This window comes from Collinsella aerofaciens (genome assembly GCF_041537385.1).
Lineage (GTDB): Bacteria > Actinomycetota > Coriobacteriia > Coriobacteriales > Coriobacteriaceae > Collinsella > Collinsella aerofaciens_BV.
Genome location: NZ_JBGORS010000007.1, coordinates 1 through 12,740, shown reverse-complemented (window position 1 = coordinate 12,740; position 12,740 = coordinate 1). Strand labels below are relative to the sequence as shown.

Annotated in this window: 6 protein-coding genes; all 6 read left to right on the top strand. The window is 60.5% G+C overall.

Annotation, left to right across the window (positions count from 1 at the left end; translation table 11 throughout):
- Window positions 1-16 precede the first annotated feature (16 nt).
- The 6 genes from ACEG18_RS08195 to ACEG18_RS08170 all read left to right on the top strand — a co-directional run bounded on the left by ACEG18_RS08195 (window position 17) and on the right by ACEG18_RS08170 (window position 12,694).
- Entirely contained in the window at window positions 17-2,899 is a 2,883-nt protein-coding gene (locus tag ACEG18_RS08195; protein WP_372542256.1) for a proton-conducting transporter transmembrane domain-containing protein, read from the top strand.
- Between the two features lie 12 nt (window positions 2,900-2,911).
- On the top strand, window positions 2,912-3,529 hold the full coding sequence (locus ACEG18_RS08190; RefSeq protein WP_372542255.1) for an NADH-quinone oxidoreductase subunit B family protein: 618 nt from the start codon (window positions 2,912-2,914) through the stop codon (window positions 3,527-3,529).
- Window positions 3,529-4,245 (top strand): NADH-quinone oxidoreductase subunit C, encoded by a 717-nt coding sequence (locus tag ACEG18_RS08185; RefSeq protein ID WP_372542253.1) that lies wholly within the window; start codon window positions 3,529-3,531, stop codon window positions 4,243-4,245. Before ACEG18_RS08190 ends, ACEG18_RS08185 begins: the two co-directional genes overlap by 1 nt.
- Before the next feature lie 5 nt (window positions 4,246-4,250).
- Window positions 4,251-5,339, top strand: coding sequence for a hydrogenase large subunit (locus tag ACEG18_RS08180; protein WP_372542251.1), 1,089 nt, complete (start codon window positions 4,251-4,253; stop codon window positions 5,337-5,339).
- A gap of 7 nt (window positions 5,340-5,346) precedes the next feature.
- On the top strand, window positions 5,347-5,688 hold the full coding sequence (locus ACEG18_RS08175; protein WP_372542250.1) for a 4Fe-4S dicluster domain-containing protein: 342 nt from the start codon (window positions 5,347-5,349) through the stop codon (window positions 5,686-5,688).
- Between the two features lie 490 nt (window positions 5,689-6,178).
- Entirely contained in the window at window positions 6,179-12,694 is a 6,516-nt protein-coding gene (locus ACEG18_RS08170) for a Spy0128 family protein (protein WP_372542248.1), read from the top strand.
- The last annotated feature ends 46 nt before the right edge of the window (window positions 12,695-12,740 follow it).

The following is a 12,740-nucleotide window of genomic DNA, read 5'->3' as shown; positions in this document are numbered from 1 at the left end:
ATGGGGGAGTGATGGTATGACGCTACTGTATTTCCTTACCCTGTTTCCGCTGGTACCGGCGCTGGGCATGCTGCTCGCGCGCGGTGACCGCGCCCGCGATGCGGTGGGGCTCATAGGTTCCGGCATTATTATGGCGGTGACAGTTGTAGTCGCCGTCATGTTTTTTGGCACGGGTCCGCAGAGCTTTGAGGTTGCCCCCGGCACCTCGCATGTGCTCTCGATCATCAGCTCCGCCATCGACGCCATCCTGTGCGCCGTCATCCTGTACAACGCGTTCAAATATAGGAATGCGCTCACCACGGTGCTCGGCATAGTCCAGCTGGTGGGCTCGCTCGCCTTTGCAGCCATGGCGCTGCCCGCGGCCGAAGCCGTCACGGCGACGCCGCTCTACCTGGACTACATGAGTGTGATCATGGTGCTTGCCGTCGGCATTGTCGGCAGCCTTATCTGCGTGTACGCCCTGGGCTACATGAAGGACTTCCAGGCCCACGACGAGCACGAGGCTGCGCTGCGCGGGCAGACCGCGCCCGACCGCCGCCCGCAGTTCCTGGCGCTTATGTTCCTGTTCCTCTCGGCCATGTTCGTCATCGTGACGAGCGACAACCTCGAGTGGCTGTTCTGCGGCTGGGAAATCACCACCGTGTGCTCGTTTCTTATGATTGGCTACACGCGCACGCCCGAGGCCATCAAGAACGCCTTCACCCAGATCATCCTCAACATGCTGGGCGGCATCGCGTTTTTGGCGGGCCTTATGTTTCTGCACGTCAACGGCATGCCGCTGACCATCTCGGGCATGATCGAGCTTTCCGGCGCCGGAACCGCGCAATCCGCGCTGCTGGTGATGCCGGTCATTCTGTTGTCGCTCGCCGCGCTCACCAAGGCCGCACAGATGCCGTTCCACACCTGGCTGCTCGGTGCTATGGTTGCCCCCACTCCTACGAGCGCTCTGCTGCACTCGTCCACCATGGTCAAAGCCGGCGTGTTCCTGATGGTCAAGCTGAGCCCGCTCTATGCCATCTATCCTGTGACCGGCTTTATGGTCACGAGTGTGGGTGCCGTCACGTTTTTGCTCGCTGCCCTCATGGCCATCTCGCAGAGCAACGCCAAACGCGTGCTCGCGTACTCCACCATTTCCAACTTGGGCCTCATCAGTGCCTGCTTGGGTGTCGGCGCGCCCGAGGCTGTGTGGGCCGCTATCTTCCTGATCCTGTTCCATACGGTGGCAAAGTCGCTGCTGTTCCTGTGCGTGGGCACGGCCGAGCATCATATCGGCAGCCGCAATATCGAGGACATGGACGGCATGTTCAGCCGCATGCCGCACCTGACGCGCCTGATGATGCTGGGCATCATGGGCATGTTTGTGGCGCCGTTTGGCATGCTCGTGTCCAAGTGGGGCGCCCTGGTGGCGTTTGCGCAGACCGGCAACGTGCTCATGATCATGGTGCTTGCCTTTGGCTCGGCCGCGACGTTCTTCTTCTGGGGCAAGTGGCTTGCCAAGCTTTCGGGCGTCGACCCCACGGCTCAAAACGTTGAGGTCAATGTCCATAAGACCGAATGGATGGCCCTCAATACCATCGCCGCGCTGCTGATTCTGTGCTGCGTGGCGTTCCCGGTTATCTCGAGCGGTCTGGTGTCGCCTTACTTGGCCATGGTGTTTGGCCGCGTGCCGTACGTTATTGGCAAGGACTCCATGTATCTGATGGTGGTTATCGTGGCTTTTATCGCCGTGGTGCTGCTGACTTCATTCCGCGTGAGCAACAAACCGCACGTAAACGTATATCTTTCGGGTGTGGGAACCGACAATTACCGCCATTTCCGCGGCTCGATGGGACGCGAGGTGAAGGCCGAAAAGCGCAATTGGTACTCGGAGGACGCCCTTGGCGAGAAGCGTATTGGCCCCGCGGGTAGCGTCGTGTGCTGCAGCATCATTCTGTTTGCGCTGCTGTGCTGCGCGTGGATTGGGCCCGAGCGGCTTGCCATGAGCGCGCCCTCGGTGTTGCGCGGCAAGTATTTTGAAGGTTCGGGTGTCGTGGGCATCTTTATTGGTACCGTGGCGTTTGCCCTGCTGGCGCCGCTTGTGGGCGGCCTGATCGACGGCGTTGACCGCAAACTTTCGGCTCGCATGCAGGGCCGCGTGGGCCCGCGCCTGCTGCAGCCCTTCTACGACGTTGCCAAACTGCTGCGCAAGGCCCCTGCCAGCGTAAACACCATGGACGATACCTATATGGCGTGCGCGCTCATCTTTACCGTCGTGGGCGGCGGCATCTTTGTGTCGGGCTCCAACACGCTGCTGTGCGCCTTTATGGTGACGCTCGCCGCGATCTTTGTGGTGCTGGCGTCCGCCTCGACGCAAAGCCCGTTTGCGCAGGTCGGCGCCGATCGCGAGTTGCTGCAGGTTATGAGCTACGAGCCCGCCGTTCTGCTGATGAGCGTGGGCCTGTATCTCGCCACCGATAGCTTTGATTCCATCGCCGTGACCGGGCAGTCGGCGCCCATCATCGTGTACAGTGCGCCCATTTTCCTGGCGCTGCTTGCGGTGCTCACCATCAAGCTACGCAAGTCGCCGTTCGACCTTTCGTACTCGCATCACGCGCATCAGGAGATTGTCCAGGGCGTCGCCACCGAGATGAGCGGCGGCACGCTGGCCAAGATGACCCTTATGCACTGGTGCGAGACCGTGCTGTTTTTGATGTGGGTGGGCATGTTCTTTGTTTGGGACAACCCGGTGAGCTGGGTCGTAGCCCTGGTCGTGATGGCCGCGACGTATTTTGTCGAGGTGCTGATCGACAACACCTTCGCACGCAGCACCTGGCGCAGCTGCTTTAAGCTTGGCTGGGGCGTGGCGCTGGTGTTTGGCCTGCTCAACCTTATGCCCATCCTCGTCGACGTGTTTATTTAGGAGGCGGCATCCATGGATCATAAAATGTCGCGCTCGCCGTGGGTTATTCATTACGACGGCTCGAGCTGCAACGGATGCGATATCGAGGTGCTGGCCTCGCTCACGCCGCTGTTCGATGCAGAGCGCTTTGGCGTGGTCAACACCGGCAACCCCAAGCATGCGGATATCTTTTTGGTGACGGGCTCGGTCAACGCTCAGAACCTGCCCGTCGTGCGCCAGATTTACAACCAGATGCTCGAGCCCAAGTGCGTGGTGGCGTGCGGCATCTGCGCGTGCTCGGGCGGCGTGTTCCGCGATGCCTACAACGTGATCGGCGGCGTGGACCGCGCGATTCCCGTGGACGTGTACGCGCCCGGGTGCGCCATTCGCCCCGAGACCGTGATCGATGCCATCGTGGAGGCGTGCGGCATCCTGGACCAGAAGGAGGCCGTGATGCGCGCCGGTGGCGATCCGCTTACCGTGGGCGGTGCCGCTACCTGGGATGGTGGCGTTGAGCTGGGCGAGGACGGGTTTGTGGCTGCGGGGGCCGGGATTGATGGTGCCGGTGACGCGCCTGCTGGGAAGCCCGCCGCTGGCGACGCACCTGCTGGGACGCCCTCCGCGTCCGTCGCTGCGAAGGAGGCCGAGTAATGCAAAAGGCTATCTATACCACCGTTGGGATCGACGAGCTCCTGCCGCATGTCCAGGCGCTCAAGGGCGTCGGCGCGCGCTTTGTGCAAATGCACGCCGAGCGCAACGTCGACGACGGCACGTATCGCTTGGTCTATACGTTTATCAACGTTCATGCTGCTCAGGAGCATATTGCGCAGGACGGCAGCTATGCGATTGAGAGCCTGGTAGTCGAGGGCATCGACCAGTACCAGGAGATTCCGTCCATCAGCTCGTATTACCCCGCGGTATTCCCGTTTGAAAATGAAGCGCACGATCTGTTTGGGCTTGCCATCACCGACATGCAGATCGACTTTAAGGGCTTTTTCTACCAGGTCTCGACTGCCGAGCCCATGAGCGTTATCACGCCCGAGGTGAAGGCCGCGCGCGAGAAGGCCATGAAGGTCCGCGCGGCTGCCGAGGCTAAGGCGCGCAAGGCCGCGGCCGAGAAGGCCGCCGCGGCTGCGGCTGTTGCGGGGGAGGGCGTTGCGGGCGCCGGCGATGCCGCGGGCGCCGCTGCTCAGCCCGCTGCGGCTGCCGGCTCCGATACTCAGCATGACGAGGCCGCGGCCAAGGCCGCACTTAAAGCCGCCGAGATGGAGGCAAAGCTCGCCGCCATGGATCCCGAGAAAGCGGCCAAGGTCCGCGCGGCGCTTGCCGCCAAGGCCGCCCGCGACAAGCAGAAAAAGGAGGCGTAAGGTCCATGGCACATCGCTCCGTTATTCCGTTTGGCCCGCAGCACCCGGTGCTGCCCGAGCCGCTTCATCTGGACCTGGTGATCGAGGATGACCGCGTCATCGAGGCAATTCCGCAGATCGGCTTTGTGCACCGCGGACTCGAGAAGCTCACCGAAAAGCGCGACATGCATCAGTTTGGCTACATCGCCGAGCGCATCTGCGGCATCTGCGCCGTTGGTCACAGCTGCGGCTATGCCAGCGCCTGCGAGCGCATGCTCGACATCGAGGTGCCCGGCCGCGTGCAGTATATCCGCACCATTTTGCACGAGCTTTCGCGCATCCACTCGCACCTGCTGTGGCTGGGTCTGCTCGCCGATGCCTTTGGCTTCGAGGCGCTGTTCTATCGTTCGTGGACCCTGCGCGAGCAGATTCTCAAGATCTTCGAGAGCACGTGCGGCGGTCGCGTGATTCTGTCGATCAACGAGATTGGCGGCCTTAAGCACGATATTGAGGACTCCGAGCTGGCCGGCATTGTCCAGACACTCGATGCCATGCGCCCCGACTACGAGGCCCTGGTGCATACGTTTTTGGACGACGCCAGCTGCGGCGAGCGCCTGCATGGCGTGGGCATGATCAGCAAGAAAGATGCACTGGAGCTTTCGATGGTCGGCCCGTTCGGCCGCGCCTCGGGCGTGGACTATGACGTGCGCATGTTTGGCGACGGCGCCTATGCGGACCTGGCTGCGTTTGAGCCGGTTGTCGCTACCGATGGCGACTGCTATGCCCGCTGCCAGGTGCGTTGCGCCGAGGTCACGCAGGCTATGGACATCATCAAGGAGCTTGTGAGCAAGATTCCGCACGACGGAATCGGCGGGCGCACCAAGCTCACGCCGGCCGACGGTGCGCGCGGCGAGGTTGTGATTGAGCAGCCGCGCGGCGAGGCGTATTACTATGTGCGCGGCAACGGCACCAAGAACTTGGACCGTTTCCGTGTGCGCACGCCGACGTCGCAGAACCTGGCGGGTCTGACACATGCGTTGCAGGGCGTGCTCCTTGCCAACGTGCCCATGATTATCCTGACCATCGACCCCTGCATTAGCTGCACGGAAAGGTAGGCACGGCATGAGTTTGCTGACATTTGCCAAGACGGCCTTGGGTTCTATGGTCAAGCAGCCGGTCACGGTGTGCTATCCGCAGGAGAAGCTCGCGGCACCCGAGCGCTTGCGCGGGCACATCGTCAACGACATGAACGTGTGCATTTGCTGTGGCATGTGTGCGCGCCGTTGCCCGGCGGGCGCACTCGCGGTCGATCGCAAGCGCGGAACGTGGTCGATTGACCCGTATGCCTGCGTGGTGTGCGGCGAGTGCATCGAGAGCTGCCCCAAACAATGCCTGACTATGGATACCGCCCGCACCCCAGTCGCAGCGGACAAGACTCTCACGGTAGAAACCAAGCTGGAGTAGCTCTGGAATGGGGCTGGTATAGCGCTGGAATAGGGGCCGGTGGGGCAAGAATGCCCCACCGGCCCCGCGCGTGAACGCGCGGGCGAGCCGTCGCGAACAAAACTATGCCGGATTACTACGATAAATCGCCTACCCCCAACCACACCGCATTTGGCAAAATCAAAACCGCAGGTAGACGGCTTGCGGTTTTGCGAAAAAGTCACGTGTGGTTGGAGACCTCATTTTTATCGTAGTAAACCGGCATAGTTTTGAAATGTCACCATATCCGTAACAGCCCTTGATCCCCCAAGGACGGAGGAAAACGGGCCCTTTTGCCCCGTCCATCTTGAGTCGCACCTGTTTTCCTGCGAAAACGCCGTGTCTCAACTTTGGTGAGACATTTGTCTCACGCCCAAAACCGAATCTGGAACATGTGTCACCTGCCCTAATTGTGTCTCATTTCGTAACTTTAGGCTGTTGCAAGGTCTAGGACCGCGAGAAGGGAGACGCGATGAGTAAGTACACGAGGGGTCTCTTGGCGGTGATACTGGCCGTAGTGCTGGTGTTGCCGGCTGCAGCATTTGCCATGCTGCCCGAGGCCAACGCCAGGTCCAGCACCGGAATGGACGGACCGACGGCGAGCAAAAAGATAGTCGACCCTGACACCACCGGCCGCTGGCAGTACTGGGCGTCGGGCGGCGAGCAGGACCAGACGACACGTTATGTAGGCCGAATCTGGACGGACAAGACGGTCGAGCCAGCGCAGGACGAAAAGTCCGACTTTGTGACGACGCTCTCCACGATGTCTTCGACTTCTGACACAACGTCGCTGGTCACTAAACCGCTCGATATCGTGATGGTGCTTGATGCCTCCGGGTCGATGGATGATGACATGGGTAACAGCGATTCGACCAAACGCATCGACGCCCTCAAGGCAGCTGCCAGTTCCTTTATCGACACCATCGCCGAGCAAAACAAGAGCATTAAAGATACGAATAAGCGGCATCAGGTTGCCATCGTTAAGTTTTCGGGTGCAAAGAAAAACGAGATCGGCAACGATACGTATCGCGATCGTCAGGGATACACGCACAACTACTCGCAGACCATGAAGAGCCTGACGCCGTGTGTCGATAGCGCTGCGACGGAACTTAAGAATACGGTCGGCTACATCGAACCTGCCGGTGCCACGCGGGCTGATTACGGCCTTGAACTTGCTCGCGACATGTCGGGCCGCGAGGATGCCCAGAAGGTAGTTGTATTCTTTACGGACGGCACGCCCACAGACTCCAGGAACTTTAACTCTACGGTTGCCGATAATGCCATAGCCGCCGCCAAGAAAATGAAGGGGAAAGGCGCTACGGTCTACACCATCGGCATCTTTGATGGTGCGAATCCCGCTGACGATCCTACGGACTACTGGACGAGCGACGAAAACAAGTTCATGCACGCCGTGTCGAGCAACTATCCAAACGCCACGTCCTACACAACCAATAAGCTTGGTAAGCGCACCGAGAATTCCGATTTCTACAAGGCTGCGTCGAAAGCCGATGAGCTCAAGAAGGTGTTTGATGATATCTCGAGCTCTATCACCTCGGGCAAGGGCTCTCCCACTCAGATCGAGGATGGTTACGACGAGAGCAAGTCCGGCTACATCACCTTCAGTGATGAGCTGGGCGACTTCATGCAGGTCGATACGTTTGTCAGTGCTCAGATTAATGGCGTCACCTTTGATGAGGTGACCAAGACAACCAAGGGCAATACGGACACGTACGAGTTTTCGAGCGTGGCCAGGGACCTGGTCATCACCGTCGAGCGCTCTGCCAATGCGCAGCAGGGCGATATCGTGACGGTCAAGATTCCCGCATCGCTGATTCCGCTGATCCGCTATCACGTGGACATGGAAAACGGGATCTTTGAGCGCACGTCGCTCAATGACATCAAGCCTATTCAGATTAAATACACCTCGAGCGTCAAGGACGCCGCGCGTAACAACCTGTTTACGCCCGATGACGGACTCAAGAAGTATATCGAGAAACATAAGGGTGCCGACAACCAGACGGTCTACTTCCTGGCCAACAAGTGGTCGGGCGGCGAGCTGGGCGATGTTGTCGCCGAGTTTGAGCCCGCCGATACCAACAGCTACTATTACTTCCAAAAAATCACGCCTATCTACACGGACAAGGAATGCACCCAGCGCGCGACGGTAAAGCCGCAGGGCAACGACGTCTATTACTACAAGGACGAGTTTGTGGCGATGGGCGCAAACCGCAAGCCGAAGGACGACTATGCCGTTGTGGAGTTTGAGGGGCACGAGATCGCCAGCTACGACGGCGCTCTGGTCAATGATGGCGGCTACTGGTCCTTTAATAAGGGAACCGCGCGCTTGGCCTATATCGACCAGCTGCATACCACCAAGGACGATGTGGAGGCGAACGGCAACAAGACCGAGACCGCGCGCGACGTGCTTAACCCCAGGTGGAATGACCTTTCCTCCGTTGCGACTTCCACGCACGTGCATTCGCACCTGGGCAACAACGGCAAGATCGTCTTTAGCCTTGCAACCAAGCCGGCAACGGTTGACACCAAGGCGGCCTTTGGCCTGACCAAGGTGCTCGAGGGCCGCAAGTGGGCGGATACGGATGCGTTTGAGTTTGAGCTCTCCGCGACGTCCGACAACAATGCCCCGATGCCCGACCCCGCGACCGTAACTGTGACCAATGCCGATCTCGACAAGGGCAAGGCAGCCATTAACTTTGGCAAGATTACTTATGCCGAGCCGGGCGAGTACACCTATGAGGTCCGCGAGGTCAAGGGCGACGCCGGTGGCATTACCTACAGCAAGAACGTTGCCACGTTCAAGGTGACTGTGACGGTTAACGCCAAAGGCGAGCTTAAGGCCGACGTTGAAAAGATCTCGGGCGAGACCGAGTTCAAGAACACCTATAGCGTGAAGCCTGTCGAGGACCAGATTACCGCGACCAAGGTCCTAACCGGGCGCGACCTCAAGGACGGCGAATTCTCCTTCGAGCTTGTCGAGGGTGACAAGGTCGTCGCCAAGGGCACTAACGCTGCCGACGGCACGATTGCCATGGGCAAAATCACTTACGACAAGCCCGGCACCTACACCTACAAGCTGCGCGAGAAGCTCCCCAACGAGGCGGGGCTGAGCAACGGGATCACGTACGATAAGACGAGCTACACCATCAAGACGAGCGTCATCGACAACGGCGACGGCACGCTTAAGGTGACCCATACGCTCGAGGGTCCCGAGACGGCACGCTTTGAGAACAAGTACAACACTGCCCCGAATAAGTCCAGCGTCACCGACCAGATCACCGCGACCAAGACCCTGACAGGCCGCGACCTCAAGGAAGGCGAGTTCTCCTTCGAGCTCGTCGAGGGCAACGATGTCGTCGCCAGGGGCACCAATGCGGCCGACGGCAAGATCACGATGGACAAGATCACCTACACCGAGGCCGGAACGCACACCTACACGCTACGCGAGGTCAAGGTCGATGCCGACAACGGTATCACCTACAGCACCGCGGCCTACACCGTCGTGACCACCGTCACCGATGATGGCAATGGCAAGCTCACGGTTAAGCATGAGCTGCAGGACGTCGAGAAGGCTATCTTCGAGAATGCTTACAGCGTGACTCCCGTGAACTCCAGTGTCACCGATCAGATCACCGCGACCAAGTCCCTGACCGGGCGTGACATGACCGCCGGCGAGTTCTCCTTCGAGCTCGTCAAGGACGGCAAGGTCGTCGCCACCGGCAAGAACGATGCCGACGGCAAGATCGTCATGGACAAAATCACCTACGACAAGGCCGGCGAGCATACCTATATCCTGCGTGAGGCCAAGGGCGCCGAAGGCAACGGCATCGCCTACGACGATAAGACCTATACCGTCGTGACTACGATCACCGATAACGGCAAGGGCAAGCTCGTGGCGAAGCACGAGCTGAAGGATGCCAAGACTGCTGAGTTCAAGAATTCCTACAAGCCGAACCCCGGCGAATTTAGCGTCACCGACCAGATCACCGCGACCAAGGTCCTGACCGGGCGCGACCTCAAGGACGGCGAGTTCTCCTTCCAGCTCGTCGAGGGCGAGGGCAAGGACGCCAAGGTCGTCGCCACCGGCAAGAACGCCGCCGATGGCAAGATCACGATGAGCGCCGTGAAGTACGACAAGGCCGGAACGCACACCTACACACTGCGCGAGGTCAACGGCGGAACCACCAGCAAGGGCGTCACCTACAGTGATGCCAAGTTCACCATCGTGACGACCATCACCGATAATGGCGACGGCACTCTCAAGGCCGAGCATGTCCTGAAGGGCACCGAGCCCGCCGAGTTCAAGAACACCTACAGCGTGACCCCGCTCGACACAGAGCTCGACTTTGGCCTGAGCAAGGCCATTGACGGCCGCGACTGGACGGATGGGGACGAGTTCAGCTTTACCATCACCGCCCCCGAAGGCACCCCGCTGCCCGATCCCGCAACCGTAACCGTGAGCAAGAGGGACGCGAAGGACGGCATCGCCGCCATCAAGTTCGGTCAGATCCACTACGCCGCTGCCGGAACCTATAAGTACGAGATTCGCGAGAACGCGGGCAGCACGGTCGGCATGACGTATGACGCGCATGTCGCAACCGCCGAAGTGACCGTGACCGAGAACGGCGAGGGCAAGCTGACCGCCAACGTCACCAAGAAGGAAAGCGGCCGCTTCACCAACACGTACCGCACTGAGCTCGATTACGCCGCGGCCGGCGGTCTCAAGCTCAGCAAGACCCTCTACGGACGCCCCATGACCGAGGGCCAGTTCACCTTTACCGTGACGCCCGCCGATGCGGCTTCTGCCACCGCGCTCGGCCTGCACGAGGGCGCCAACGTGTACAAGTCCCCTGCGACGGCAGAGGCAACGGTCGGTCGGATTGACATTCTGGCGGGCCATGAGGTCAAGTTTACGCAGGCTGACGCGGGTAAGACCTTTACATACACCGTTGCCGAGAAGAATGACGGCCAGCCCGGTTACACCTACGACGATGCCGAGCGCACCGTGACGATCGCTATCGCCGACGACACCGCCGGTACGCTCACCGCCACGACGACCGTCTCCGGCGGTCCCGAGGGCACGCTGGTGACCGAGTACAAGACCGGCGCGGCTGCGGTCGAGAGCGCCGTGGTCCCGTTCGTCAACAGCTACCACGCATCGACCGATAACCCGGGCACCGCTGCTCAGGTTGTCGCAACCAAGACCCTGACCGGTCGTCCGATGGCCGACGGCGAGTTCTACTTTGGCATCGCCTATGCGGGCGAGACGGAAGCCATCGAGGGTACGTGCGTTACCAACGTTAACGGCCAAGTGAGTTTTGGTGCCCTGCATTACACGACCGAGATGCTCGCCGACTTGGTAAACGCCAAACGCGCCATCCGCACCGACACGGATGCCAAGCTTACGTGGACCATCAACTACACGGCGTTTGAGTACACGTCCCCGCTCGCAGCAAAGGGTATTACCGCCGCGAAGCCGAGCTTTAGCTTTAAGGTTATCGTCGTCGACAACGGTGACGGGACCCTGACGGCGGCGCCCGCCTACGACGGCATTCAGCCCTTGTTCGAGAACGTTTACGGCGCCGACGCCGTTGATGCCGCGCTTGCCGGCACCAAGAAGCTCCAGGCAGACGAGGGCCTGACCCCGGCCGATATCGCGGGCAAGTTTACCTTTACCGTCACTGCCGACGAGGCGGGCTCCCCGATGCCCGAGCGCACGACCGCAACTAACGACGCGGCCGGCAACGTGGACTTTGGCAAGATCCACTTTACGCTCGACGACCTCAACCGCGCCCTGGGCGTGACGACCGATGCTTCTGGCGATGCATCGAGCGACGCTGAAGCCAACGCTGACGAGACCAAGGACGAGTCCAAGCCCGAGGTCCCCGCCGCTCCGCGTTCGCACACCTTTACCTATACGGTGACCGAGTCCGGTAGCGCCCCTGGCGTGACCAACGACGCTAACGTAACGCGCAAGGTTTCCTACACCGTGACCGATAACGGTGCTGGACATCTGATCGTCAATCGCAACGGCGACGACGGTGCGGCCTTCACGTTCACTAACACGTACAGCGTAACGCCCACCGATTCTGTCGTGACCGATCAGGTCAAGACGGTTAAGCGTCTGACCGGCCGCGACCTTGCAGCTGGCGAGTTCACGTTTGAGCTGCTCGAGGACGGCGTGACTGTCGCTAGTGGCACCAACGACGCCAGCGGCAACGTTACGCTGAGCCCGATCCGCTACGAGGCGCCCGGCACGCACACGTACACGCTGCGCGAGGCTTGCCCCAACGCGCTCGGCCTGTACAAGGGCGTCACCTATGACGGCACGACCTACACCGTCGTGACCACCGTCTCCGACAATGGCGACGGCACGCTGACCGCGACGCACAAGCTCGAGGGAACCACCGAGTCGGCTGGCTTTACCAACAAGTATCACGCCATGCCCACGCAGGTTTCCATCGGCGCCATTAAGGTGCTCGAGGGACGCGAGCTCAAGAAGGACGAGTTTAGCTTTAAGCTCGTTGGCGAGGACATCGAGTCCACCGTCACCAACGATGCCGACGGCAAGATCAACTTCGACAAGTTCGAGTACGACGAGCCCGGTACGTACGTCTACACCATCAGCGAGGTCAAGGGCGACGAGGCCGGTATGACCTATGACAAGTCCGTCTTTACCGCGACCGTCAACGTGGTCGACGACGGCGAGGGCAGCCTCAAGGCGAACGTCGCCTTTACCAAGGGTGACAAGAGCGTCGAGGGTATCGTGTTCAACAACACGTACAAGAAGCCCGAGACCCCTACGCCGACGCCCGACCCCGGCACGCCCAAGACCGTGACGAACATCGTCAAGACGGTCAAGGGTTTCCTGCCCACCACGGGTGACCAGCAGGCCGCTGCACTGCTCATGGCATTTGTTATTGCCATGGCTGGCGTCGGAGCCCTGGTCTGGGGTATCCGTAAGCGCTAGGCACGCTGGCAGCGCCCGGGGCCAAAAGACCCCGGGCGGCCGGCGG